Origin of the sequence: Burkholderia sp. AU31652 (genome assembly GCF_002223155.1) — a bacterium.
In the GTDB taxonomy this organism is placed as follows: domain Bacteria; phylum Pseudomonadota; class Gammaproteobacteria; order Burkholderiales; family Burkholderiaceae; genus Burkholderia.
Genome location: NZ_NKFG01000003.1, coordinates 155,853 through 181,009 on the forward strand (window position 1 = coordinate 155,853; position 25,157 = coordinate 181,009).

The 25,157-nt window shown below is 69.0% G+C and carries 25 protein-coding genes; 8 read left to right on the forward strand and 17 right to left on the reverse strand.

Features of this window, described 5'->3' with window-relative positions; translation table 11 throughout:
- Window positions 1–14: 14 nt before the first annotated feature.
- The 4 genes from CFB40_RS03355 to CFB40_RS03370 all read right to left on the reverse strand — a co-directional run bounded on the left by CFB40_RS03355 (window position 15) and on the right by CFB40_RS03370 (window position 4,050).
- Window positions 15–248, reverse strand: coding sequence for a Fis family transcriptional regulator (locus CFB40_RS03355; RefSeq protein ID WP_006476892.1), 234 nt, complete (start codon window positions 246–248; stop codon window positions 15–17).
- Window positions 245–1,312: a tRNA dihydrouridine synthase DusB gene (gene dusB / locus CFB40_RS03360; protein WP_006497523.1), complete on the reverse strand. Its 1,068-nt coding sequence runs from the start codon at window positions 1,310–1,312 to the stop codon at window positions 245–247. The genes CFB40_RS03355 and dusB overlap by 4 nt, the downstream gene beginning before the upstream one ends.
- A 124-nt stretch (window positions 1,313–1,436) precedes the next feature.
- Window positions 1,437–2,624 (reverse strand): UbiH/UbiF/VisC/COQ6 family ubiquinone biosynthesis hydroxylase, encoded by a 1,188-nt coding sequence (locus CFB40_RS03365; RefSeq protein WP_089430609.1) that lies wholly within the window; start codon window positions 2,622–2,624, stop codon window positions 1,437–1,439.
- Window positions 2,625–2,664: 40 nt separating this feature from the next.
- The gene (locus tag CFB40_RS03370) at window positions 2,665–4,050 is read right to left on the reverse strand and encodes an aminopeptidase P N-terminal domain-containing protein (protein ID WP_089430610.1); all 1,386 of its coding nucleotides are present in this window, start codon (window positions 4,048–4,050) and stop codon (window positions 2,665–2,667) included.
- A 184-nt stretch (window positions 4,051–4,234) separates the two neighbouring features.
- Here CFB40_RS03370 and CFB40_RS03375 point away from each other — a divergent pair, with 184 nt between their 5' ends.
- Window positions 4,235–4,849: a glutathione S-transferase family protein gene (locus CFB40_RS03375; protein ID WP_089430611.1), complete on the forward strand. Its 615-nt coding sequence runs from the start codon at window positions 4,235–4,237 to the stop codon at window positions 4,847–4,849.
- Window positions 4,850–4,971: 122 nt separating this feature from the next.
- Here the strand turns inward: CFB40_RS03375 and CFB40_RS03380 are convergent, their stop codons facing one another.
- The gene (locus CFB40_RS03380; protein ID WP_089424509.1) at window positions 4,972–6,591 is read right to left on the reverse strand and encodes an FMN-binding glutamate synthase family protein; all 1,620 of its coding nucleotides are present in this window, start codon (window positions 6,589–6,591) and stop codon (window positions 4,972–4,974) included.
- Between the two features lie 190 nt (window positions 6,592–6,781).
- Window positions 6,782–7,552 carry an NAD(P)H-dependent oxidoreductase gene (locus CFB40_RS03385; RefSeq protein ID WP_089430612.1) on the reverse strand — a complete coding sequence of 257 codons (771 nt, stop codon included), beginning with the start codon at window positions 7,550–7,552 and terminating at the stop codon, window positions 6,782–6,784.
- 74 nt (window positions 7,553–7,626) lie between these two features.
- Here CFB40_RS03385 and CFB40_RS03390 point away from each other — a divergent pair, with 74 nt between their 5' ends.
- Window positions 7,627–8,001, forward strand: coding sequence for a winged helix-turn-helix transcriptional regulator (locus CFB40_RS03390; protein WP_089424511.1), 375 nt, complete (start codon window positions 7,627–7,629; stop codon window positions 7,999–8,001).
- Window positions 8,002–8,052: 51 nt separating this feature from the next.
- Here the strand turns inward: CFB40_RS03390 and mnmA are convergent, their stop codons facing one another.
- Together mnmA and CFB40_RS03400 are read right to left on the reverse strand one after the other, a co-directional pair.
- Window positions 8,053–9,201, reverse strand: a complete 1,149-nt coding sequence (mnmA, locus tag CFB40_RS03395; RefSeq protein ID WP_089430613.1) for a tRNA 2-thiouridine(34) synthase MnmA — start codon at window positions 9,199–9,201, stop codon at window positions 8,053–8,055.
- Window positions 9,198–9,707, reverse strand: coding sequence for an NUDIX hydrolase (locus tag CFB40_RS03400; protein WP_089424513.1), 510 nt, complete (start codon window positions 9,705–9,707; stop codon window positions 9,198–9,200). The genes mnmA and CFB40_RS03400 overlap by 4 nt, the downstream gene beginning before the upstream one ends.
- Window positions 9,708–9,981: 274 nt before the next feature.
- Between CFB40_RS03400 and CFB40_RS03405 the strand changes: the two genes are divergently transcribed.
- Genes CFB40_RS03405 through CFB40_RS03415 form a run of 3 tightly spaced genes read left to right on the forward strand, consistent with a single transcriptional unit; the run spans window position 9,982 to window position 12,916 of the window.
- Entirely contained in the window at window positions 9,982–11,121 is a 1,140-nt protein-coding gene (locus CFB40_RS03405) for a Re/Si-specific NAD(P)(+) transhydrogenase subunit alpha (RefSeq protein WP_089431340.1), read from the forward strand.
- A gap of 17 nt (window positions 11,122–11,138) precedes the next feature.
- Window positions 11,139–11,465 (forward strand): NAD(P) transhydrogenase subunit alpha, encoded by a 327-nt coding sequence (locus CFB40_RS03410; protein WP_089424514.1) that lies wholly within the window; start codon window positions 11,139–11,141, stop codon window positions 11,463–11,465.
- Window positions 11,462–12,916 carry an NAD(P)(+) transhydrogenase (Re/Si-specific) subunit beta gene (locus tag CFB40_RS03415; protein WP_089430614.1) on the forward strand — a complete coding sequence of 485 codons (1,455 nt, stop codon included), beginning with the start codon at window positions 11,462–11,464 and terminating at the stop codon, window positions 12,914–12,916. The genes CFB40_RS03410 and CFB40_RS03415 overlap by 4 nt, the downstream gene beginning before the upstream one ends.
- An 88-nt stretch (window positions 12,917–13,004) precedes the next feature.
- Here the strand turns inward: CFB40_RS03415 and CFB40_RS03420 are convergent, their stop codons facing one another.
- On the reverse strand, window positions 13,005–13,925 hold the full coding sequence (locus CFB40_RS03420; protein ID WP_089430615.1) for a LysR family transcriptional regulator: 921 nt from the start codon (window positions 13,923–13,925) through the stop codon (window positions 13,005–13,007).
- 80 nt (window positions 13,926–14,005) lie between these two features.
- Between CFB40_RS03420 and CFB40_RS03425 the strand changes: the two genes are divergently transcribed.
- Complete coding sequence (locus CFB40_RS03425; RefSeq protein WP_046544957.1) at window positions 14,006–14,929, forward strand: carbon-nitrogen hydrolase family protein; 924 nt, start codon at window positions 14,006–14,008, stop codon at window positions 14,927–14,929.
- 78 nt (window positions 14,930–15,007) lie between these two features.
- Here the strand turns inward: CFB40_RS03425 and CFB40_RS03430 are convergent, their stop codons facing one another.
- Both CFB40_RS03430 and CFB40_RS03435 read right to left on the reverse strand, forming a co-directional pair.
- On the reverse strand, window positions 15,008–15,694 hold the full coding sequence (locus tag CFB40_RS03430; RefSeq protein ID WP_069746174.1) for a helix-turn-helix transcriptional regulator: 687 nt from the start codon (window positions 15,692–15,694) through the stop codon (window positions 15,008–15,010).
- A gap of 73 nt (window positions 15,695–15,767) precedes the next feature.
- Entirely contained in the window at window positions 15,768–16,172 is a 405-nt protein-coding gene (locus tag CFB40_RS03435; RefSeq protein ID WP_089424518.1) for a VOC family protein, read from the reverse strand.
- Between the two features lie 173 nt (window positions 16,173–16,345).
- Here CFB40_RS03435 and CFB40_RS03440 point away from each other — a divergent pair, with 173 nt between their 5' ends.
- Window positions 16,346–16,678 carry an ArsR/SmtB family transcription factor gene (locus CFB40_RS03440; protein WP_089430616.1) on the forward strand — a complete coding sequence of 111 codons (333 nt, stop codon included), beginning with the start codon at window positions 16,346–16,348 and terminating at the stop codon, window positions 16,676–16,678.
- Entirely contained in the window at window positions 16,671–17,135 is a 465-nt protein-coding gene (locus CFB40_RS03445) for an SRPBCC family protein (RefSeq protein WP_089430617.1), read from the forward strand. Before CFB40_RS03440 ends, CFB40_RS03445 begins: the two co-directional genes overlap by 8 nt.
- A gap of 96 nt (window positions 17,136–17,231) precedes the next feature.
- On the opposite strand, the gene CFB40_RS03450 is transcribed toward CFB40_RS03445, so the two are convergent.
- From CFB40_RS03450 to CFB40_RS03475, 6 genes are all read right to left on the reverse strand, one after another.
- Window positions 17,232–18,533, reverse strand: coding sequence for a THUMP domain-containing class I SAM-dependent RNA methyltransferase (locus CFB40_RS03450; protein ID WP_039361417.1), 1,302 nt, complete (start codon window positions 18,531–18,533; stop codon window positions 17,232–17,234).
- A 165-nt stretch (window positions 18,534–18,698) separates the two neighbouring features.
- Complete coding sequence (locus CFB40_RS03455) at window positions 18,699–20,822, reverse strand: site-specific recombinase (RefSeq protein WP_089430618.1); 2,124 nt, start codon at window positions 20,820–20,822, stop codon at window positions 18,699–18,701.
- A 473-nt stretch (window positions 20,823–21,295) separates the two neighbouring features.
- Entirely contained in the window at window positions 21,296–22,024 is a 729-nt protein-coding gene (locus tag CFB40_RS03460) for a PqiC family protein (protein WP_089424524.1), read from the reverse strand.
- Window positions 22,021–23,640 carry a PqiB family protein gene (locus CFB40_RS03465; protein WP_089424525.1) on the reverse strand — a complete coding sequence of 540 codons (1,620 nt, stop codon included), beginning with the start codon at window positions 23,638–23,640 and terminating at the stop codon, window positions 22,021–22,023. The genes CFB40_RS03460 and CFB40_RS03465 overlap by 4 nt, the downstream gene beginning before the upstream one ends.
- Window positions 23,633–24,262: a paraquat-inducible protein A gene (locus CFB40_RS03470; RefSeq protein ID WP_089424526.1), complete on the reverse strand. Its 630-nt coding sequence runs from the start codon at window positions 24,260–24,262 to the stop codon at window positions 23,633–23,635. Before CFB40_RS03470 ends, CFB40_RS03465 begins: the two co-directional genes overlap by 8 nt.
- On the reverse strand, window positions 24,259–24,924 hold the full coding sequence (locus CFB40_RS03475; RefSeq protein WP_089424527.1) for a paraquat-inducible protein A: 666 nt from the start codon (window positions 24,922–24,924) through the stop codon (window positions 24,259–24,261). The genes CFB40_RS03470 and CFB40_RS03475 overlap by 4 nt, the downstream gene beginning before the upstream one ends.
- Window positions 24,925–25,157: the final 233 nt, after the last annotated feature.

The following is a 25,157-nucleotide window of genomic DNA, read 5'->3' on the forward strand; positions in this document are numbered from 1 at the left end:
GACGGGACGGCCGCCTACAGCAGGCCGTGCTGCTGCAGCTTCTTGCGCAGCGTATTGCGATTGATGCCGAGGTACTCCGCGGCGAGCGACTGGTTGCCGCCGGCCTGTACGAGCACGACCTCGAGCATCGGCTTTTCGACGCAGGACATCACCATTTCATAGACGTCGTGCGGATTGGAGCCGTCTAGATCCCGGAAATACACGTCCAGGCTCTCGCGGACACATTGTTCGATGTTGTGCTTGCTCATGCTGCTAACTGGTTATGGTCGTCCGACTCGCCCTGGCCGTTTTCCTCTTCGTCATCGACGTAGACGAGGTGGTCCGACAGCGCCTTTTGCGCCTCGAAGAATGCATTGACGGCGGCGAGCTGCTCGCGGGTGGAATCGAGCGTGTTCATCCTGTGCCGGAACCCGTTGGCACCGGAAAGGCCGCGAGTGTACCAGCCGATGTGCTTGCGCGCAGTACGGACTCCCGTGAATTCACCATAGAAAGCGTAGTGGTCTTCCAGGTGTTCGTTCATCACGTGCTGGATCTCGTCGATCCGCGGCGGGGGCAGCAGCTCGCCGGTTTGCAGGAAATGATCGATTTCGCGGAACAGCCACGGCCGACCTTGCGCGGCACGACCGATCATCAGGGCGTCGGCGCCGGTGGCGTCGAGCACGGCCTTCGCCTTCGCGGGCGACGTGATGTCGCCGTTCGCGACCACCGGAATCCGCACGGCCGCCTTCACGGCGGCGATGGTGTCGTATTCGGCGTCGCCGCGGTACAGGTCGGCGCGCGTGCGGCCGTGCACGGTGAGCATCGAGATGCCGGCGGCTTCGGCCAGGCGCGCAACCGTGATCGCGTTCTTGTGCTCGCGATCCCAGCCGGTGCGGATCTTCAGCGTGACGGGCACCGCGTCGGGCCCCGTGCCGACCGCCGCGACGACGGCCTCGACGATGCGCTGCACGAGCGGCTCGTTCTGCAGCAGCGCGGAGCCGGCCGCGACGTTGCAGACCTTCTTCGCCGGGCAGCCCATGTTGATGTCGATGATCTGCGCGCCGTTGTCGACGTTGTAGCGGGCCGCTTCGGCCATCATCGCCGGATCGGCGCCGGCGATCTGGACCGCAATCGGTTCCACCTCGCCTTCGTGGTTCGCGCGCCGCATCGTCTTCGCGCTTTTCCACAGCTGCGCGTTGGACGCGACCATCTCGGACACGGCGTAACCGGCTCCCAGCCGCTTGCAGAGCTGGCGGAACGGACGATCCGTCACGCCGGCCATCGGGGCGACGAACAGGTTGTTACGCAATACGTGAGGGCCGATAACGGGCATCGCAATGGCGCCGCCCGCGGCGGGCGCGGGCAGGGGAAGGGCAGACGGAAACGCGCATTTTACCGTATTCCCATGCCCCGCCGATTTGACCCGGTTTGAGCGGCGCGACTGTGCGCGCCGCGGGTCAGTTGCGCTGGCCGAACATCATCTGTCGCGCGATCACCTTCTTGAGCGGCGGCACGAACTCGAGCGCGGTGAGTGCCGCGCCGCGCAGCAGCGGGAGCGGGCCCGAGTCGATCGTGAACAGGCGTGCCAGCGTGTCGGTCGCGCCGATCGTGAAGCGCCGGTCGAGTGCGCGGCGCGCGTTGAAGGTGGCGAGCGCGGTGGCCTCGAAGCCTTGCGCGGACAGCGTATCGACGAGCGTATGCGCATCGCGCAGCCCGAGGTTGAGCCCCTGGCCTGCGACGGGGTGCAGGGTCTGCGCGGCATTGCCGACGATCGCCACGCGGCCGTTGACGAGCGTCTGCGCGGCGGTCAGGCCGAGCGGGAACGATGCGCGCCCCGCGATCGCGACGAAGTCGCCCATGCGTTCGCCGAATGCGCGGCCGAGCTCGCGCAGGAACGCATCGTCGGGCAGCGCGGCGCGCCGCGCCGCTTCGTCGGGCGTGCAGCACCAGACGAGCGCGTACTCGGCCTGGCGCGGCCCGCCGAGCGGCAGCAGCGCGAGCGGGCCTTCGTGCGTGAAGCGTTCCCACGCGACGTTCGGGCGCGGCGCCGATACCGTGACCGTGCCGACGATCGCGGTCTGCCCGTAGTCGCGGCGATGTTTGCCGGCGTCGGCCTGCTGTTCGTGGAACAGCCCGCCTTCGGCATTGATGACGACGCGTGCGCGCAGCGTGCGCTCGCCCTGCGGGCCGTCGAGCGTCAGCGTGACGCCGTCGGCATCCTGCTGCGGCGCGCGCGCGGTGGTCGACGTGAGCCAGTCGACGCGCGTGCCGCGCACGGCGCCCGCGAGCGCCTGCACGAGCGAGCCGTAGCGCACGACATAGCCGAGCGCGGCGACGTCGTGCTCGTCGCGGTCGATCAGCGTGCGGCCGAAATGGCCGCGCTGCGACACGTGGATATGTTCGATCGGCGTCGCGTCGGCGGGCCACGCGAGCGTGTCGAGCAGCACGCGGCTGCCGTGCGACACGGCGATCGCGCGCGGATCGTTCGCGCTGGCGGCCGGTTCGCGTGCATCGATCAGTGCGATCGATGCGTGCTGCGTGGCGCTGCGGCGCGCGAGCCAGCCGGCGAGCGCGAGCCCGACGGGGCCCGCGCCGACGATGGCGAGATCGTAGTCCGGCGTGGCCGGGGAGGAGGCGGTCGTCATCTTGATTCGTGAAACGGAGGTAACGGTCGGCGGCGGCCGGTCATGCGCCCGCGCGCATCAGTGCTTCGATCTCGTCCGCCGCGACGGGCACGCCGCGCGTGATCAGCTCGCAGCCGTGCTCGCGCACGATCGCGTCGTCCTCGATGCGGATGCCGATGTTCCAGTACTCGGGCGGCACGTCGTCGGCGGCGCGCACGTACAGGCCGGGCTCGATCGTCAGCGTCATGCCGGCTTTCAGCGTGCGCCACGGCAGCGCGCCGTTGCCGTCACGCTCGGCGAGCCGCTCGCGGTAGTCGCCGCAATCGTGCACGTCCATGCCGATCCAGTGGCCGGTGCGATGCATGTAGAAGCGTGCGTAGGCGCGCTCGGCGATCACGTCGTCGACGTTCGAGAAGCGCGTTTTCGGGATGATGCCGGTGTCGAGCAGCCCCTGCGCGAGCACGCGCACGGCGGCGTCGTGCGGCGCCTCGAACGGCACGCCGGCGCGCGTCGCGTCGATCGCGGCCTGTTGCGCGGCGAGCACGATGTCGTACAGCGTGCGTTGCGCGGGCGAGAAGCGCCCGTTGGCCGGGAACGTGCGCGTGATGTCCGACGCGTAGCCGTCGAGTTCGCACGCGGCGTCGATCAGGATCAGGTCGCCATCTTGCGCGACCGTGTTGCCGGCCGGGTAGTGCAGCACGCACGCGTTCGCGCCGGCCGCGACGATCGAGCCGTACGCGGGCGACTGCGCGCCGTGCTTGCGGAACACATACAGCAGCTCGGCCTCGAGTTCGTATTCGCGGATGCCGGGGCGGCACGCCTGCATCGCGCGGCGGTGCGCAAGGGCGGAGATGTGCGCGGCGCGCATCATGATCGCGAGTTCGTGCTCGTCCTTCACGAGCCGCATGTCGTCGAGCAGCGGCGTGAGGTCGAGCATCGCGTCCGGCGCGGCGACACCCGTGCGCGCCAGCGCGCGCACCGCGTCGACCCAGCCCGCGAGCCGGCGCTCGAAGTCGGCCGATGCACCGAACCGGTAGTGCACGGTGCCCGCGTCGGCGAGCAGGCGCGGCATCTCGGTATCGATCACGTCGACCGCGAACGCCGCGTCGAAGCCGAACGCATCGCGCGCGGCTTCGGGCCCGTAATGGAAGCCTTCCCAGATTTCGCGGTCGGCGTTCTTGGCGCGGCAGAACAGGATCGACTCCGGCGCGCCGTGCGGCGCGGCCGCGTTCAGCACGAGCACGGCATCCGGCTCGCTGAAGCCTGTCAGGTAGTGGAAGTAGCTGTCGAACCGGTACGGATAGTCCGTATCGCGATTGCGCGGCACTTCGGGCGCGGTGGGGACGATGGCGACGCCGCCGCCGGCGGCACGCAGTGCGGCAAGCACGCGTTCACGGCGCTGGCGGTAGACGTCGACGGCGATGGCGGTATCGAGGGGCGCGTTCATTCGTGCGATTGTAGCGCCGCGGGACGCCGTGCGTGAGAGAGGGGGCGGGAAGCCGCCCTGGAAGGCCCGCGCGGCGGTTGTTGCAAACCATCCACAGGCCGTCCGGGCGATTTTCTGTCGCGCGACGCTGGCCGGTTATGATCGGCGACAACGTATACTCTCGGCGGTTCCCTTAAAAAGGCAGATGATGAAATTAATCGGTTCGCTCAGCAGCCCGTACGTCCGCAAGGCGCGGATCGTGCTGGCTGAAAAGAAGATCGACTACAAGCTGGAGCTCGAGAACGTGTGGGCGCCGGAGACGGATATTCATGCCTCGAATCCGCTCGGCAAGGTCCCGTGCCTCGTGATGGAGGATGGTGCCGCGGTGTTTGATTCCCGCGTGATCTGCGAATATGTCGATACGTTGTCGCCGGTCGGCAAGCTGATTCCGCCGTCGGGCCGCGAGCGCCTCGAGGTGCGGTGCTGGGAAGCGCTGGGCGACGGCGTGATCGACGCGGCGGTCGCGATTCGCGTCGAACATACGATGCGCGACGAGGCGCAGCGCAGCGCGAGCTGGATCGCGCGCCAGCAACGCAAGATCGACGACGGCCTCGTCGCGATGTCGCAGGGCCTCGGCGGCAAGACGTGGTGCGTCGGTAATCATTACACGCTCGCCGACATCGCACTCGGCTGCGCGCTCGGCTATCTCGACTTCCGGATGCCCGAGCTCAACTGGCGCGATCGCCACCCGAACCTCGACAAGCACTTCGCGAAGCTGCTGCAGCGGCCGTCGTTCGCCGACACGCTGCCGCAGAGCTGAGCCGCACGCGACGCATTCACGCGCTTCACGCGTTTCACGCCATTCGGCAGACAAAAGAAAAGCGCCCCGCGGGGCGCTTTTCTTTTTGCCGGGCCGCCCCGCGGCGGGGGCGGTCGCCCGCGTCATTCGATCGATGCGTACACGGCTTCGCCGAGCGTGAACGAATCGCTGCGCGCAATCGGCCACCACTTGTCGTACAGCGTAAAGCCGCAGGTGTTGCCGTCGAGCAGCGCACCGGGTTTCAGGTACTTCAGCAACTGCGACATCAGCCGCACTTCATGCGGCGCGACCCGCTGCACGATGTGATGTGCGCGCAGCTCGGACGGGTGCGCGAGGCCGGCCGCCTGCACGAGTTCCTGCAACGCATGCAGCGTATTGCGGTGGAAGTTGTACACGCGCTCGGCCTTGTCGGGCACGACGAGCGCGCGCTGGCGCACCGGGTCCTGGGTCGCGACGCCGGTCGGGCAGCGATCGGTGTGGCAGTGCTGCGCCTGGATACAGCCGACCGCGAACATGAAGCCGCGCGCCGAGTTCACCCAGTCCGCGCCGATCGCGAGCGTACGCGCGATGTCGAACGCGGTGATGATCTTGCCGCTCGCGCCGAGCTTCACGCGATCGCGCACGCCGATCCCGACGAGCGTGTTGTGCACGAGCAGCAGCCCTTCCTGCAGCGGCACGCCGACGTGGTCGGTGAATTCGAGCGGCGCCGCGCCCGTGCCGCCTTCCGCGCCGTCGACGACGATGAAGTCCGGCACGATGCCGGTCTCGAGCATCGCCTTCGCGATCCCGAAGAATTCCCACGGATGGCCGATGCACAGCTTGAAGCCGGTCGGCTTGCCGCCCGACAGCGTGCGCAGCCGGTCGACGAATTCGAGCAGCCCGCGCGGCGTCGAGAACTCCGAGTGCGTCGCCGGCGAGATGCAGTCCTTGCCCATCGGCACGCCGCGCGTCTCGGCGATTTCCGGCGTGATCTTCGCGGCCGGCAGCACGCCGCCGTGGCCGGGCTTCGCACCCTGCGACAGCTTCACCTCGATCATCTTGACCTGCGGATCGGCGGCCTGCTTCGCGAACTTGTCGGGGTTGAAGGTGCCGTCGTCGTTGCGGCAGCCGAAGTAGCCGGACGCGATTTCCCAGATGATGTCGCCGCCGTTTTCGCGGTGGTACTTCGACAGCGAGCCTTCGCCCGTGTCGTGCGCGAAACCGCCTTTCTTCGCACCGAGGTTCAGCGAGCGGATCGCGTTCGCGGACAGCGAGCCGAAGCTCATCGCCGAGATGTTGAAGATCGAAATGTCATACGGTTGCGCGCGGTTCGCGCCGACGCGGATGCGGAAATCGTGGTTCGGCAGCTTCGTCGGCGCGAGCGAATGGCTGATCCATTCGTGCGCGACGGCCTTCACGTTCAGCTCGGTGCCGTACGGGCGGTTGTCGGCGACGTTCTTCGCGCGCTGGTAGACGAGGCTGCGCTGCGCACGCGAGAACGGCTTTTCGTCGGTGTCGTCCTCGACGAAATACTGGCGGATTTCAGGTCGGATGAATTCGAACAGGAAGCGGAAGTGGCCCCAGAGCGGGTAGTTGCGCAGGATCGCGTGGCGGTCCTGCTTCAGGTCGTACAGGCCGAGCGCGACGAGCGCGGCCGGGATCACGAGCCACAGCCACGCGATCGTGTGCCGGGCGGCGAGCGCCGCGACGGCCACGAACAGCAGGACCGCGCACCACATCGCGATATAGCGTCGGGAAAACATGGGGACTCCATCGTAATTGTCTGGATGGCCGTCACGTCGCCAGGATCGCGCGGCGGCCGGCAGGTCGGCGCCCGAGGCATCGCGCAGGCCCGGCGGGCATGCTGCCCGTGCCGTACCCGCCGCCGCCGGCGCCCACGATGGTCGAGAGTCTACTACGGGTGTCGTGAAGCTCGCGTTGCCGAGCCGGCGGCTACCGGCCGGCCTCGGTCGGGCGAATGAAGGGGCTGTACGCCAGGGTGCCGGGTTTCAGCCTGGCGTCGTCGTCGAAGTCCTCGTCGCGGTTGAACGGCACGCGCGGCCATGCGGGCCAGTCGCGCAGCCGCGTGCGGTAGTCGACGAGGCAGCGTGCGAGGCGCGCGTCCTGTCGTCGCGCGGCGTCGCCTGCCAGGCCGCCGCGGACGTCGTGGACCAGGTGCGGTTCGAGCACGTCGAAGCCGACGTAGCGCAGCGCGTACATGATCGGCCACAGCAGCAGGCGGGTATCGCCTTCACGGCCATTGGGCGCGCAGGCGGCGGCCGACGAGCCGGTCGTGACGCTCAGCAGCGCGCGCCGCCCATGCAGCACGCCGCGATCGTGGCGCTGCCGGCTGCTGTAGAGGCCGCCGTAGACGAACACGCGATCCATCCAGCCCTTCAGGATCGCGGGCGCGCCGAACCACCACAGCGGGAACTGCAGGATCAGCGCATCGGCTTGCTTCAGCAGGCCGACATGATGCGCGATCTCGGGCGCGAGCGTGCCGCGTTCCCAGTGATGGCGCTGCTCGCGCTGCGCGTCGAAGCAGGTGGGATCGAGCCGATCCGCGTAATGGCGCGGTGCCTCGCACGGGTCGAATGTCTCGCCATACAGGTTCGCGACCGTCACGGCATGGCCGCCCGCGCGCCAGGCGTCGGCCGCCGTGCCGGCGAGGGTGGCGTTGAACGACTGCGGTTCGGGATGGGCAACGACGATCAGCGCATGCATGGCGGGCTCCGGGAGTGTGCGACGATGATGGCCGGCGGCGGTGGGGCCGCGCAATCACGCACCCGGAGGTAACCATGGCATTTCCCGGCGACGTCTACGCGGCGGACTGCTCAGCGCGCGATGCGCTCGCGCTGGTCGCCGGCAAGTGGTCGCTGCTGATCCTGCCGGCGTTGGCCGAGCGGCCGCTGCGCAATGGCGAGCTGCTCAAGCGTATCGGCGGGATTTCCCAGAAGGTGTTGACGCAGACGCTGCGCGAGCTGGAGCGCAACGGGCTGATCGAACGCATCGCGGTGGCGGCGCGACGCGCACACGTCGAGTACCGGTTGACGGCGGTGGCGGGGTCGCTCGTGGAGACGCTCGTGGCGCTCGACCGCTGGGCCGAGCGCCATTTTCCCGAGCTGGACGCGGCGCGCGAGCGCTACGACGCGTCGGTGCGGAACATGCGGTGAGTGGCGGGGCCGCGTCCGGCCGGCGCCCGCTTGCGCGGCGCCGGCGGCGCGTCAGCGGGCGAGCGCGAGGGCCGGTGCTGCGTTCGCCTGCGTGTTGCCGGACAGCGCGGATTCGATGATCCCGCCGCCGAGGCAGATCTCGCCGTCGTACAGCACGGCCGACTGGCCGGGCGTGACGGCCCACTGCGCGTCGTCGAACGCGAGCGAGAAGCGCGCCTCGCCTGCCGGGCCGGACGTGGCGGCGCCGAATGCGCACGCCGCGTCGGCCTGCCGGTAGCGCGTCTTCGCCCCGCACGCGAAACCTTCGGCCGGCGGTTCGCCGGCGACCCAGCTCACGTTGCCCGCGACCAGCTCGCGCGCCAGCAGCCACGGATGATCGTGGCCCTGCACGACGTACAGCGTGTTCGACGCGATGTCCTTCGCGGCGACGAACCACGGATCGCCGTTGCCGGTCTTGCTGCCGCCGAGGCCGATGCCCTTGCGCTGGCCGAACGTGTAGAACGCGAGACCGATGTGCTCGCCGACGACCTTGCCGTCCGGCGTCTTCATCGGGCCGGGTTGGGTCGGCAGATAGCGGTTCAGGAAATCGCGGAACGGCCGTTCGCCGATGAAGCAGATGCCGGTCGAATCCTTCTTCTTCGCGTTCGGCAGCCCGATCTGCGCGGCGATCTCGCGCACCTTCGTCTTCGGGATCTCACCGAGCGGGAACATCGTCTTCGACAACTGCGCCTGGTTCAGCCGGTGCAGGAAGTACGACTGGTCTTTCGTATGATCGAAGGCCTTCAGCAGTTCGAAACGCCCGTCACGCTCGCGCACGCGCGCATAGTGGCCGGTCGCGATCATTTCCGCGTCGAGCGACATCGCGTGATCGAGGAACGCCTTGAACTTGATCTCGGCGTTGCACAGCACGTCGGGGTTCGGCGTGCGGCCGGCCGAATATTCGCGCAGGAATTCGGCGAACACGCGGTCCTTGTATTCGGCCGCGAAGTTGACGGCTTCCACGTCGATGCCGATCAGATCGGCCACCGACACGACGTCGATCCAGTCCTGGCGCGTCGAGCAGTATTCGCCGTCGTCGTCGTCTTCCCAGTTCTTCATGAACAGGCCGACCACGTCGTAACCCTGCTCCTTCAGCAGCCAAGCGGTCACCGACGAATCGACGCCGCCCGACATGCCCACCACTACACGGCGCTTGCTCATTTGTTGACCGCCTGACGTTCGAATGCTTCGGGGCGCGGCGCGACCGAATGCGTGTGCACGAAATCGAGCGGAATGCGCCGCCCGGCGAGGTAATCGTCGACGCAGCGCATCACCGCGGGCGAGCGATGGCGCTCGCCGCACGCGCGCAGCTCGTCGGCGGTCATCCACAGCGTGCGGACGATGCCGTCGTCGAGCGCGTGGCCCGCGATCGGCTCGCTGGCCGTGCCGCAGAACGTGAAGCGCAGGTAGGTCGCGCCGGCGGTGCCGGGGCGGTCGTAGTGCGCGAGATAGACGCCGACGAGCGCGTCGGGCGTGAACGGGTGCGCGGTTTCCTCGAGCGTTTCTCGGATCACGGCGTCGGCCAGCGTTTCGCCGGCTTCGAGATGGCCTGCCGGCTGGTTGATGCGCAGGCCCGACGAGGTTTCTTCCTCGATCATGAGAAAGCGGCCGGCGTGCTCGACGAGCGCGGCGACCGTCACATGCGGGGTCCAGATTTCGGGTTTCATGGTTCGGCATTTTACCGGTTGCGCCCGAACGCTGCCGGTCACCTCGCTAAACGAATCCGACCCTTGCAATTCGTCTGTCCTGCCGATGCGCGGCGACGCCGGCCGGGCTGGCGCGCCATCAGGCGCGCCCGTGTGGAGCTGCTGGTACGGCCCTCGCTTTCGCCTAAAGTGGAAGGTGAGTGTCGTCGCTCGTGAGCCGGTAGTCAGCCTGCCGGCTCGTTGCGCAGTAGAAAACGCAGGAAACGAAACACTGACGATGACGGAGGGACCGACGATGCATATTGGCGTGCCTGCCGAAACGCGGGCGAACGAGGCGCGGGTGGCCGCGACGCCGGAAACCGTGAAGAAATACGCGGCGGCCGGGCATCGGGTCAGCGTCGCGAGAGGGGCCGGCGTCGCCGCGAGTTATCCCGACGGCGCCTATGCGGCCGCCGGTGCCGAACTGACCGGCCAGTCGGCCGCGTTCGACGTCGACATCGTGCTGAAGGTTCAGGCGCCCACCGACGCCGAACTGCCGTTGCTCAAGCGCGGCTCGGTGCTGGTCGGCATGCTCGAGCCGTTCGACCGCGAGCAGGCGGCGAAGCTGGCCGCGGCCGGCGTGACGGCCTTCGCGCTCGAAGCCGCGCCGCGCACGACGCGCGCGCAGAGCCTCGACGTGCTGTCGTCGCAGGCGAACATCGCGGGCTACAAGGCCGTGCTGGTGGCTGCGGCGCTGTATCCGCGCTTCTTTCCGATGCTGATGACGGCCGCGGGCACCGTGAAGGCCGCGCGCGTGCTGATTCTCGGCGCGGGCGTCGCGGGCCTGCAGGCGATCGCGACCGCGAAGCGCCTCGGCGCGGTGATCGAGGCGTCCGACGTGCGGCCGGCCGTGAAGGAGCAGATCGAGTCGCTCGGCGCGAAATTCCTCGACGTCCCGTACGACACCGACGAAGAGCGCGACGCGGCGCAGGGCGTGGGCGGCTACGCGCGCCCGATGCCGCCGTCGTGGCTCGGCCGCCAGGCCGCGCTGGTGCACGAGCGGGCGAAGCAGGCCGACATCGTGATCACCACCGCGCTGATTCCCGGGCGCCCGGCGCCGACCTTGATCTCCGTCGAAACCGTGCAGTCGATGAAGCCGGGCTCGGTGCTCGTCGATCTCGCGGCCGGCCGCGGCCCGGAATTCGACGGCCGCAAGAGCGGCAACTGTCCGCTGACGGTCGCCGACCAGGTGATCGTGCACGACGGCGTGACGATCGCGGGCTACACGAATCTCGCGTCGATGGTCGCGGCGGACGCGTCGGCGCTGTATGCGCGCAACCTGCTCGACTTCATGAAGCTGATCGTCACGAAGGACGGCACGCTGAACATCGACCTGACCGACGACATCGTCGCCGCGACGCTCCTGTGCCGCGACAGCGAAGTCGCGCGCAAGTAACCGGGGAGAAGGCGACCATGGAAGTCATCAATCACACGGTGATCAACGTGATCATCTTCGTGCTGGCCGTGTATGTCGGCTACCACGTGGTGTGGAACGTCACGCCGGCGCTGCATACGCCGCTGATGGCCGTGACCAACGCGATCTCGGCGATCGTGATCGTCGGCGCGATGCTGGCGGCGGCGCTGACCGTCGGCACGACCGGCAAGGTGTTCGGCACGCTCGCGGTCGCGCTCGCGGCCGTCAACGTGTTCGGCGGTTTCCTCGTGACGAGGCGCATGCTCGAGATGTTCCGCAAGAAGGCGCCGAAGCCGGCCGACGGCGGCAAGGAGGGCGCGCGATGAGCATGAACGTCGTCACGCTGCTGTATCTCGTCGCGTCGGTGTGCTTCATCCAGGCGCTGAAGGGCCTGTCGAACCCGAAGAGCGCGCGGCGCGGCAACCTGTTCGGAATGGCCGGGATGGCCATCGCGATCCTCACGACGATCGCGCTGATCGTCAAGCAGGCCGAGTGGCTCGGCGCGAACCTGCCGCTCGGCATCGCGCTCGTGCTCGGTGCGCTGATCGTCGGCGGTGGCGTGGGGGCGTTCGTCGCCGCGCGCGTCGAGATGACGAAGATGCCGGAGCTCGTCGCGGCGATGCATTCGCTGATCGGTCTCGCGGCCGTGTGCATCGCGTACGCGGTGGTGTCGGAGCCGGAAGCGTTCGGGCTCGTGCCGCAGGACGCGGTGTCGTCGAACTTCATCCCGTACGGCAACCGCGTCGAGCTGTTCATCGGCACGTTCGTCGGCGCGATCACGTTCTCCGGTTCGGTGATCGCGTTCGGCAAGCTGTCGGGCAAATACAGGTTCCGGCTGTTCCAGGGCGCGCCGGTCGTGTACGCGGGCCAGCACCTGCTCAACCTGATGCTCGCGCTCGCGATGCTCGGCTTCGGCATCCTGTTCTTCATCACGCAGTCGTGGCTGCCGTTCATCATCATGACGGCGATCGCGTTCGCGCTCGGCGTGCTGATCATCATCCCGATCGGCGGCGCGGACATGCCGGTGGTCGTGTCGATGCTGAACTCGTATTCGGGGTGGGCCGCGGCCGGCATCGGCTTCTCGCTGAACAACGCGATGCTGATCATCGCAGGCTCCCTCGTCGGCTCGTCGGGCGCGATCCTGTCGTACATCATGTGCCACGCGATGAACCGCTCGTTCTTCAACGTGCTCCTCGGCGGCTTCGGTGGCGACGCGGCGGCGGGTGGCGCGGCGGGCGCGAAGGAGCAGCGGCCGGTGAAGGCGGGCTCGGCCGAAGACGCGTCGTTCATGCTCGGCAACGCGGAGACGGTCGTGATCGTGCCGGGCTACGGGCTGGCCGTGGCCCGTGCGCAGCACGCGCTGAAGGAGCTGACCGACAAGCTGGTCGACAAGGGCATCGACGTGAAGTACGCGATCCATCCGGTCGCGGGGCGGATGCCCGGGCACATGAACGTGCTGCTCGCGGAAGCGGAAGTGCCGTACGAGATCGTGCACGAGATGGAGGACATCAACGGCGAATTCGGCCAGGTCGACGTCGTGCTGGTGCTCGGCGCGAACGACGTCGTGAACCCGGCCGCGAAGAACGATCCGGCGTCGCCGATCGCGGGGATGCCGATCATCGAGGCGTACAAGGCGCGCACGGTGATCGTCAACAAGCGCTCGATGGCGGCCGGCTACGCGGGCCTCGACAACGACCTGTTCTACATGGACAAGACGATGATGGTGTTCGGCGATGCGAAGAAGGTCATCGAGGACATGGTGAAGTCGGTCGAATGACGCACGTGCGAGTGACGTGGCTGTGTGCTTCGAATCATGGGCAGCGTGACCGGGCAGGCCCGACTGGCACCAGTCAGTCGGGCCTTTTTCATGGTGCGACGAGATGGGCGACGCACGCGGCGATCGTGTCGCGTACGCGCACGATCGCCGGGTCGCGCTGCGTGCTCGTGCGCCAGCCGATTTCGACCGGGTAGTGCGGCAAGTCGACCGGGCACGCGAGCGCACGCAGCGGGGTGGATTGCGCGATCGCGCGCGCCGCGTGCGCGGGAATCGTCGCGACCGCGTCGGAGCCGGCGAGCAGGTACGGCAGCGCGGCGAAATGCGTGGTCGACGCCGCGACGCGCCGCTTGTGGCCGAGCGTGGCCAGCGCCTCGTCGACGATCCCGATCACGCCGCCCGACGACACGAGCAGGTGGTCGCGCCGCAGGAAATCGGCGAGCGTGAGTGTGCGCGGCGGCTTCGGGCCGGCGGCCGGGTCGATCAGGCACGCGTAGCCGCCCGTCGCGACCGCGCGCCGGCTGAGCCCGTTCGCCGAGAAGCCGCCCGACGCGATCGCGAGGTCGACGCCGTGTCGCAGCAGCGCGTCGCCGGCGATGCCGCTGTGCGTCTGGCGGAAGATCAGCCGGATCCCGGCGGCTTCCCGCGCGACGGCGTCGATCAGTGCGCGGCCGAGCGCGATCTCGAAGTCGTCCGACAGCCCGATCGAGATCGTGCGGCCGATGCGCTCGCCGCCGTCGGCAGCGATCGCGAGGCTTTCGCGACAGCGGTCGAGCGCGTCGGACAGGATCGGCTTCAGCTCGTCCGCGCGCGGCGTCGGCGCGAGCCCGCGGCCGGTGCGCACGAACAGCGGATCGGCATAGATCACGCGCAGCCGCGCGAGCGCCGCGCTCACCGCCGACTGCGTGAGGCCGAGCCGCAGCGCCGCGCGGCTCGCGCCGCCTTCCTCGTACAGCGCCTCGAACACTTTCAGCAGGTTCAGGTCGAGGCCGGCGATATCATCAGCATTCATGACACTTATCGTTCTATCGATTTGATCGATGACATCTTATCGATAAAGATGGCGTTACCCCATTCACCGGAGACGCCTTCATGTCCACGTCAGTCATCGCCGCGCTGCAGATCGGCGCATCGCCCGCCGGCACGCGTGCCACGCTCGACACGATCCTCGGCTACGAAACCGCGATCCGCGACAGCGGCGCGTCGCTCGTCGTGTTGCCCGAGGCCGTGCTCGGCGGCTATCCGAAAGGCGAGATCTTCGGCACGCGGCTCGGCTACCGGCTGCCCGAAGGCCGCGACGCGTATGCGCGCTATGCCGCGCAGGCGATCGACGTGCCGGGGCCGGAAACCGACGAACTGGCCGCGCTGTCGCAGCGCACGGGCGCGAGCCTCGTGGTCGGCGTGATCGAGCGCGGCGGCAGCACGCTGTACTGCACGGCGCTGTTCTTCGATCCGCGCGACGGGCTCGTCGCGAAGCACCGCAAGCTGATGCCGACCGGCACCGAGCGGCTGATCTGGGGGCAGGGCGACGGCTCGACGCTGCCCGTGGTCGACACGGCCGCGGGCCGCGCGGGCGCCGCGATCTGCTGGGAGAACCACATGCCGCTGCTGCGCTGCGCGATGTACGCGAAGGGCGTGCAGATCTGGTGCGCGCCGACCGTCGACGAGCGCGACGTCTGGCAGAGCTCGATGCGGCACATCGCGCACGAAGGGCGCTGCTTCGTCGTCAGCGCGTGCCAGGTGCAGCCGTCGCCGCGTGCGCTCGGCATCGACGTGCCGGGCTGGGATCCGGAGCGGCCGCTGATCCGTGGCGGTAGCGTGATCGTCGGGCCGCTCGGCGACCTGCTGACGGAGCCGCTGATCGGCGAAGCCGGGCTCGTGACCGCGCGCATCGATACCGATGAACTCGTGCGGGCGCGCTACGACTTCGACGTGGTCGGGCATTACGCGCGGCCCGACGTGTTCTCGCTGCACGTCGACGAGCGGCCGAAGCGGACGGTGGTGTTCGGCGGGTAGGGCGGGGCGGCTAGGCGCCGCACGGCGGCCCGGAAGATGAACGGCGGCGGCGCGCATCGCACCCGCCGTCGTGCCGCGTCAGCGCATCGGCGCTTCCGCGATCCGCATGTAGTCGGCGATCCGCCGCCCTTCCATGTCCGGAAACTGCTCGTGCACGGTGATGTCGCCCATCCGCGCGATGTCGAAGGTACGGAAATCGTCGCGCAGCTCGCACCACGCGCCGATCGTCCAGCGCCCGCCCCAGTAGACGAGCCCGAGCGGCCACACGCGGCGTTGCGAATGCGCGCCGAGCCGGTCGCGGTAGCCGAAGCTGACGACGTGGCGCGTGTCGATGGCCTGGTGGATCGCGTCGACTTTCGCGCAAAACGTCTCGTCGATGTGGAACGACGGCGCGAACACGGGCAGGCGGTCGAGCGCCGTGCGCTTGTCGGCCGGCATCGCCGACGCGATCTTCGCGAGCGCCGAGCGCGCGCCGCTCGCGAAGCGCGCACCGCCCCAGGTTTCGAGCATGCGTGCGCCGGTGGCGAGCGCCGCCAGCTCCTCGGCCGTGAACGTGAGCGGCGGCAGGCTCGCGTTGCGGTTCAGCCGGTAGCCGATGCCGGCTTCGCCTTCGATCGGCACCCCTGACAGTTGCAGGTCGCGCACGTCGCGGTAGACGGTGCGCGGCGACACCGACAGCCAGTCGGCCAGTTGCTGCGCGGTCGTGAGACGACGGCCGCGCAGCAGCTCGGCGATCTGGAACAGGCGGTCGGCACGGCGCGTCATGACGGCACCTCGATTCCAACGGCAGTGGGGACTTCGCGATGATAGCGCCGCGCGGGCCCGACGGCCGCTGCGCTCAGTGGCATTTCGGCGCGTGCAGGCCGACGCGGTTGCCTTCCGTGTCGATCAGGTAGCCGACGTAGCCGTAGTTGTTCGGCAGCTCGACGACCGAGCCCTGCACGACGCCGCCCGCGCGCTTCGCGCGTTCGAGCGCCGCGACGACCGATTCGCCGGCGTTCAGGTAGACGAGCACGCCGTTCGCGCTCGGCTTCAGCTGCTGCGGATCGAACACGATGCTGCCGCCCGTGCTCGATGCGTCGCGGTCGAACGTGGCCATCGGCACGCCGCCGATGACTGCGCGCTGCAGCGTCGTCTGCAGCACGGTTTCGTAAAAGCGGATCGCCCGGTCGAAATCGAGGGACGGAATGTCGAACCACGCGATCGCGCGTTCCACGGTGGCGGTGGCAGTTGCGGACGTCATGACGAGCTCCTTGTTGCGTTGTTTGTTGTTCGGATTCGGTGCGGAAACCGGTCTTGCATTGCGCCGGGATTGCAGTGTGATCGCGGCCTGCTGACACCGTATTGTCAGTAGAGTTGTCACCCTTGACATGCAACTGATTGGTTGCATAATAAGGCCATTGACCCGGGAGTGGCATGGATCTCGTTTTCAAGGCGCTGGCCGACGCCACGCGCCGCCAGTTGCTTGATTTGCTGCACGCGAAAAGCGGGCAAACCCTGTCCGAGCTGTGCGACGGGCTCGCGATGAGCCGGCAGGCGGTGAGCAAGCATCTCGCGGTGCTCGAGGCCGCGAATCTCGTCGCGACGACGTGGCGCGGCCGGGAGAAGCTGCATTACCTGAATCCGGTGCCGATCCACGACATCGCGGAACGCTGGATCGGCAAGTTCGAGCGTCAGCGGCTGCAGGCGCTGGCGGACCTCAAGCGCGGGCTGGAAGCGGCCGGCGAATCGGGAGACAACGATGAGTAATCCGGCCTTTGTGTACGTGACGTTCATTGCATCGACGCCCGAGCGTGTGTTCGATGCGCTCACCAACGCCGAGCTGACGAAGGACTACTGGGTGCGGCACCGCAACGCGTCGCCCGACTGGCGACCGGGCTCGCGCTGGGAACATCAGGACTACGACGATCCGTCGCGGGTCGACATCGTCGGCGAAGTGGTCGAGAACGATCCGCCGCACCGGCTGGTCGTCACGTGGCGTACGCCGTCAGGGGAGGGGGAGGCGTCGCGCGTGACCTATCTCGTCGAGCCGCACGAGGGCGTCGTGAAGCTGACGGTCACGCACGACGGGCTGGTGCCGGGTTCGGAGATGGATCGCGGGATTCGCGGCGGCTGGCCGGTCGTGCTGTCGAGCCTGAAGACGCTGCTCGAGACGGGGCAGGCGCTGCCGTTCACGATGGGGCGCTGGGCGTGCTCGAAGCACTGAAACGCAACGCCGCCGTTGCCGCGGGTGCGGTAACGGCGGCGTTCCGGTTGTCGTAGCGGAGCCGCAGCGGCGGCCCCGTGGCGATCATGATGCCGGTTACGCGTCGCCTTCCGGCGTGGCCGGGCGCGCCTTCACGCTGCCGGCGATCAGGTCGAAGCGGAACAGCCGGCATTCGAGCGCGCCGTTGAACAGCGGCGTCTTCGCCGATTCGCGCAGCCGCAGCTGGCCCGGCAGCGAACGGTCGGACGTCAGCAGGAACGCCTGCCAGCCCGTGAAGCGCTGCTTCAGCGCATCGCCGAGCGCGTTGAAGAACTCGCTGTCGGGTGCGTCGGTGTGGGTGCGGCGGAAGGCGTCGTCGTTGCCGCGGTTGCGGCCCGTCTCGCGCACCTCGCCGCGCGCGCTGCGGCCGCGCACCTCGATCCGCTCGCCGTACGGCGGGTTCGCGAGGATGATGCCCGGGCCGTCGCACGGCGGCGTCATCCCGCGCGCGTCGACCTGCTTGAGCCATACCGACGGCACGCCTGCACGCTCGAGGTTCGCGCGCGCCTTCTCGAGCATGTCGCCGGAGATGTCGCTGCCGTACACGCCGAGCGCTTCGCCGCGTTTGCCGCGCGCCGCGCGCTTCGCGTCCAGCGCGGGGACCTTCAGCCCCTGCCACGCGGTGATGTCGTACTGCTTGAGCTTCTCGAAGCCGAACCGGCGCTCGACGCCCGGCGCCACGCCGAGCGCGATCTGCGCGGCTTCCGCGAGGAACGTGCCGCTGCCGCACATCGGGTCGTACAGCGCCGTGCCGGGCGTCCAGCCCGTCAGGCGCAGGATGCCGGCCGCGAGGTTCTCGCGCAGCGGCGCCGCGCCCTTGTCGAGACGCCAGCCGCGCTTGAACAGCGGCTCGCCCGACGTGTCGAGGTACAGCGTGCACTCGCCCGCGGTCAGGAAGGCGAACACGCGCACGTCCGGCGCACCCGTGTCGATGCTGGGGCGCGCGCCGGTCTTGTCGCGCATCCGGTCGCAGATCGCGTCCTTCACGCGCAACGTCGCGAATTCGAGGCTCTTCAGCGGGGACTTGATCGCGGTGATGTCGACGCGCAGCGTCTGCGTCGCCGCGAACCAGCGCTCCCACGGCTGCTCGAGCGCGAGCGCGTAGACGTCCTGCTCGTTGCGGTACGCGCGGTGCGCGATCTTCAGCAGGACCCGGCTCGCGATCCGCGAATGGAGGTTCGCGGCCATGCCGGCGGCCCAGCCGCCGCTGAAGTGGACGCCGCCCGGCACCTGCGCGCCCGCGGTGAACGGCGCGCCGTTCAGGTGGCGGCCGGCGATTTCGGCCAGCTCGGCGGCAAGCGCCGCTTCGAGGCCGCGCGGGCAGGGGGCAAAGAATTCGTACAGGGTGGGCGAGGACATAAGGCGGGTGAGGACGTGCAAAAGTCCACTATTGTACGCGGCGCGGGCGGCCGGGGCCGGCGTTGCGTCGCCTTTCGGTGCCGCGGCGCGGGCCGGGGCGCCCCACACGCGTGCCGGCAGGCCGTGCGGCTGCGCCCGGGCGGGCACCGCCATGCCGCCGCGGGCTCAGTGCGAGCCCGGCTGGCCGGCGCGCGCGGCTGGGCTGCTGCCCGGCCAGAACAGCGCGAGCGGATTGGACAGCACCGTGCGGACGATCGCGGCGACGAGCGCGCGCACCTTGGTCCGGCGCAGGCTGCGCGAGCGCACGGCCATCGTGAACGCGAGCGCGAAGCTCACGAGCACGTTGAGGATCGCCATGCTGAGCACGCCGGCGCCGGCCCACCACAGCTCGGGCGTGCCGAGCGTATCCTTGCCCAGCACGCCGAGCGCGATGCCGATCGAGCCGGCCGACAGCGTCACGTGCCGCACCTCGAACGGGAACATGAACACGGTGACGATCGCCGGAACGAGGCCGAGCATCAGGCCGAGCCCGACGTTCGCGACCACGCCGGCCACGTTCGACCGGCAGAAGTGCGCGAGCTTCGCGGCACCGGCCTGACCGAGCGTGAGGCGCAGCCGGCGGTTGTACGTGAGCGCGTCGCCGACCCGGTGCAGCACGAACCAGTTGTCGGCCCAGCCCGCGAGCAGGCTCGACGCCCACAGCAGCACGCCGGTCAGCGCCGCGTAGAGCGGCGTCGGGCCGAGCAGCGAGAACGAGTGCAGGGTCGCGTGCGCCTTCTCCGGCGAGATCAGGTTCGCGTGCATCACGTGGCCCGCGAACAGCTGCACCAGCAGGCACACGGGCAGCACGACGAGCACGTTGCCGGAAATGGCAGCGGCCTGCGTGCGGATCAGCGCGATCACCGACGCGACGAACGCCTTCACGCCTTCCTCGTGGCCGGTGTCGTCGAGCTCGCGCGCGAGGGTCGGCGCGGTCATCGCGGGCTGCTTGGTCGCGAGCGTGAAGTGCAGGAAGTGCATCAGCATGAAGCTGGCCGCGTAGTTGACGCCCGCGAGCAGCCCTTCGAGCATCGACTGCAGGTGCGCGCCCGTGATCGCGAACTTCACGCACACGGTCACGACCGTGACGAGGCCGCCGCCCGCGGCCATCCGCAGCATCTTCAGGTACTCGGCGCGACCACGCGAGATGTAGTGCTCGCCGGTGTCCGCATTGGTCTCGACGAGCTTGCGCGCGAACAGCGAGAAGTTGCTGCGCACGAGGTGCGACACGCTCTGGCTGTTGTGGTTCGCGTCGATGAGCTCGGCCGTCAGGTGCGCCATGCCGTGCAGGTCGTCGCGCGCCATCCACGCGTTCAGCAGCATCTCGGCGCGCACGATGCGCATGCGCATCCGTTCGACCTGGAACACGATGTCGACCGACACGCCGTTGCGGTACAGGTGCGAGAACACGTCGTCGACGGCGATCCGGCATTCGTCGAGCAGCACGCGCAGGTAGTTCACCTCGTGCAGCAATTTGCTCGGGTCGCCGCCGTCCTCGACGGCCGCGTGCGCGGTCTCGACCGCGAGCATCGCGCGCGTGAGGCGGTAGAACGGCTGGGTTTCGAGCGGCTTGCGTGCGTCGTCGTCGGAGAGCCGGCTGCGCACCGTCTGCGACAGGCCGGTCGAGCTGATCTGGCAGGTCAGGTTGTGCAGCGCGGCCAGCAGGTCGCGCGAGAACGAGCCCGGCTCGTGGCGCTCTTCGTCGGTGACGTCGAACGAGATCAGCTCGGCGAGGCGCGTGAGGAGATCGTCGGGCAGCGCGTCGATCCATTGCGCGTCTTCCGGCGTCGGGAACATCAGCGTGAACAGCGCGGACAGCTCGCGGCGGTTCGGCGCGGGCGGGATCAGCGACGCGTCGATCCGCTCGAACAGCGCGCCGAAGAAGCCCGAGTGCACGGGCATGCCGGCGTCGCACAGGAGCGAGATGCCGTCGCACTCGCGCAGGATGCCGCGCAGGATGCGCGCGGCGTGGGTTTTCCACGCGGGATTGCGATCGAGCACGTGGAACAGGTAGCGCAACCGCGCATGGGCCGGATACGCGCGCGCATCGGCGTCGCGATCGGCCGGCGCGTCGGGTGCGGCCTGCATCGTGCCGGTGCGGCGCAGCCAGTGCGCGAGCTCGATCAGCCATTCGCTGCGCTCGGCGTACGACGCATCGGCGTCGGCGTGCGCGAGCAGCGCATCGAGCTGGTGACCGGCATTGCGCGACGCGCGCCACTTCTTGATCAGGGTCGTCAGGGAACGAAACATAAACGGAATAACGAAAGCCCTCGGCGGGCGGGTTCGGATTGCCGGCCGGGGAAACGGCGCGGCGCCGGGGAGAACGGGTGAGACGGGGCCGGTTGCCGGACGATGCGCGGCGACCCGCGATGCGGCTGCCCCGCTGCGGTGCACGCCGATCGCGTGCAGGCGCCGGGAGGCACGGCGGTCGGGCCGAACGCGGCCCGGCGCCGCTGGCTGGCGCGCACGACGAACGGCGCGAGCCGGAAAGTGCGTAGGATCGTCAATCGGGCCGGAAAACGCAAGCCGACCGTGTCGCATGGCGCCGGTTCCGGCCGACTTTGACAAACAATGTAAAGAGGCCGTTTGGCCGATGAGCGTGACGGGAGGCGGGCGGCGCCGCAACGCCGACGGCGGCCAGCGCGTCGTCGACGATCCCGGTCACGCCGCCCGAAACCGCGCGGGCGAGCACGCCGTCGAGCGCTCGCCTGCGCGCCGCCCGCTTACGCGCCGGACTTGCCCGTCGCGCCGGCGTCGCCGCCGGAGGTCGGGTTGGCCGGGCACGGCACGACCGGCGCGGCGGCCGTCTTGCTGCCGGCAGCGGGCGCCGTGGCAGTCGCCGTGCCGCGGCGCGCGGCCATCGCGCGCACGCCGGCCGCGGCTTGCGTGGCAATCACGTCGAGCGCGCGCCGGTGGCCGGCGACGAGCGCGTCGTAGCCGTCGGCGACCGGTTCCGCGACGCTCGTGCGGCAGGTCATCACGGCCTGCGTGGCGAGCGAGCGCACGCTCCACACGGCGTCGACCGCCGCGCGTTTGCCGGGCCACGACTCGAAGCGCTGCACGTTCACGCTGATCCGGTACACCGGCACGCCGGGCGGGGTCGCGGAGTTCGCGACGTCGATCGTGCCGAGCTGCGCGGCGAGATCGTCCGACAGCGCGCGACGGATCTCGTCGGCGGGCGGCGACGCCCAGCGTTCCTGCTCGAGCACGTCGACCTGCGCGGCGTTCTTCTGCACGACCAGCTGGTTCTTCGCGACCTGCTCGGGCACGCCGACGGACGGCACCTCGATCAGGAACGCCGGGTTGGCCGGCGCGGTGCGCAGCGGTGCCGCGGCATCGGCCGGGCTGAGCGTGTAGAACCGCGCGGGCGGCGAGCTGCACGCGGCGAGCGCGAGGGCGGCGACAGCTGCCGCCGCGCCGCTCGCGAAACCGTTCACGCGTGTCGTCGTCATTGTTTATCTCCTGGCTTGCCCTTGAGCAGCGATTCGGGGTGGCGCTCCAGATAGTCGGCGAGCGCGTTCAGCGATTGCAGCGTGCGCGTGAGCTCCTTCAGCGCACCGCGCACGTCGGACTGCAGCGGCGAATCCTGCTGCAGCGTCGCTTCGGCGGTCGAGAAGGTCTGCTTCGCGGCCGACAGCGTGTCGCGCGCTTCCGGCGCGACCTGCGTGTCGAGCTGCTTGAACAGCTTGTCGGCGTTCGACAGCGCGCTGTTCAGGTTCGCGCCGATCTGGTCGAACGGCACCTTGTCGAGCTTCTTCGCGATGTCGGCGACCTGCAGCTGCAGCTCGTCGAGCGTGTTCGGCACGGTCGGCAGCTCGAGCGGCTGGCGCGCCGTGTCGATCTTCACGGCCGGCGCCTTCGGGAAGAAGTCGAGCGCGACGTACAGCTGGCTCGTCAGCAGGTTGCCGGTGCGCAGCTGGCCGCGCAGCCCGTGCTGGACGAGCCGCTCGACGATCTCGCGGCGGGCCGGTTCGCCCTTGCTCTCGATCGTTTCGCGGAAGCGGCGGCCGAGGCGTTCCGGATACACGTTCATCGTCACCGGCATCAGGAAGTTCTTCGTCTTCGGATCGAAGTCGATGCCGATGTTCGTCACTTCGCCGAGCACGATGCCGCGGAAGTCGACCGTCGCGCCGACCGCGAGCCCGCGCAGCGACTGGTTGAAGTTCATCACGACCTGCAGTGGCTGGCCGTCCGGGTCGCGCATCGCGTCGCCCTCGTCGGACGCGAGGCGGAACGTCGTGTTGTTCGGCGCGGTCGCGCCGGAGCCCTGGTTCGGCGGCGTCTGGAACGCGATGCCGCCGAGGATCACCGTCGCGAGCGACTGCGTGTTCAGCTTCAGGCCGCTCGAGTCGAGCCGCAGGTCCACGCCGCTTGCCTGCCACCAGCGCGAATTCACGCCGACGTACTGGTTGTACGGCGCGTTGACGAACACGTTGAACGTGACGCCGGTGCCGTCCTTGTCGAGCGAGAAGCCGACCACCTGGCCGACCTGCACGCGGCGGTAGTAGACCGGCGAGCCGATGTCGACCGAGCCGAGCGAATCGCCGCGCAGCACGTACTGCGTGCCTTTCTGGTCGCCCGTGACGGCGGGCGGTGACTCGAGTCCCGTGAAGTCGGTCAGCGTATCCTCCGAGCGCCCGGCGTCGACGCCGATGTACGCGCCCGACAGCAGCGTGCCGAGCCCCGACACGCCGGTCGCGCCGACGCGCGGCCGCACGATCCAGAAGCGCGAGCCCTTGACCGCGAAATCCTCCGCTTCCTTCTTGAGCTGCACCTGGACGAGCACGCGCGACAGGTCTTTCGACAGCTTGATCGTCTTGACCATGCCGATCTCGACGTCCTTGTACTTGACCTGGGTCTTGCCCGGCTCGAGCCCTTCGGCGCTGTGGAAGCTGATCGTGATTTCCGGGCCGCGCTCGCGTACGGACTTGATCACGAGGCCGATGCCGATCAGCGCGGCGATCAGCGGCACGAGCCAGACGAGCGACGGCAGCCAGCCGCTTTTCGTCGAGATCGTCGGATCGGGCGGCCGGGGCGCGTCGTGCTGCGGGCCTTGTGGACTATTCATGGTGATTCCCTGAGGTTTCGACTGGATCCCAGATCAGGCGGGGATCGAACTGCATCGATGCGAGCATCGTCAGGATCACGACGGAACCGAACGCGAGCGCGCCGGGGCCGGCCGTGATGACGGCGAGCGAACGAAAATGGACGAGCGCGACGGTCAGCGTCACGACGAAGATGTCGAGCATCGACCAGCGGCCGATGCGTTCGACGATCCGGTAGAGGCGCGTGCGCTGCAGCGGCCGCCAGGCGGCGCGGCGCTGCGCGCTGATCACGAGGATCAGCAGCACGCCGAGCTTGAGCATCGGCACGAGGATGCTGGCGACGAACACGACGACGGCGAGCGGCCAGTCGCCGGACGTCCAGAAATAGATGACGCCGCTCATGATCGTGTCTTCCTGGGAGCCGACGATCGACGACGTGCGCATGATCGGCAGCAGGTTCGCCGGGATATACAGGATCGCGGCCGCGAGCAGCAGCGCCCACGTGCGCATGATGCTGTTCGGCGTGCGCACGTGCAGCGCGCTGCCGCAGCGCGCGCAATGCGCGTGCGGTTGGTCGAGCGTCTGCACGAGCCCGCACGCGTGGCAGCTGACGTAGCCCTCGCGGGCGGCGGTCGGCGTCGTCATCGGCGGGGCGCTTCCGGCAGCGCCGCCGCGGTGTCGGGCCCCGCGGGCGAGCGGCCGGCGCGCAGGTCGTCGGCGATGTCCCACACCGTGCGCGGGTCGAACATCAGCACGACGGCGATCATCAGCGTGAGCGCGCCGAACGCGAACAGCGCCGCGTCGGGCACGACGCGCGCGAGGCTCACCATCTTCACGATCGTGACCACGATGCCGAGCATGAACACCTCGATCATCCCCCACGGCCGCACGAGCTGGATCGTGCGCAGCACGAGGTTCAGGCCCGGCGGCACGACGCCGCGGCGGATCGGCAGCAGCACGTAAAGCAGCGCGGCCATCTCGACGAGCGGGAACAGCACGGTCGAGCAGAACACCATCACGCCGACGACCGCCATGTCCTGATGCCACAGCGTGTCGATCGCGCCGATCAGCGTCGTCTGCACGCGCGTGCCGTTCAGGTCCATTTCGAGGATCGGGAACGTCTGCGCGATGATGAACGTGACGAGCGCCGCGACCGCGAGCGCGGTGATGCGCTCGATCTGCGTGGTGCTGTTGCGATAGAGCAGCGCGTCGCAGCGCGGACAGCGCGCGATCTCGCGGCCGCTCAGGCGCGGTTTATGCAACAGTGCGTCGCATTCGTGGCAGGCAATCAGGTCGTATCGTTGCATGGAAAAGGCAGTGGTGCGACGGCTGGGGAGACGCGTCGACGGGGCCGGAACCCGCGCCAATCTTACCAAAAGGCCTTTTTCGGTGTGTCAACGATCGCCAGTTCGGTGACTGATCGGTAACATGACAGGAAGCTGTCAGCCGGCTGGCGGGCCTGTCTTCAGAGTCCGCGCGCGTCAAAAGGTTGCGGTAGCATGGCGCCCTTGACGAGCGTCGGACGTATGGCCGGCGCGGC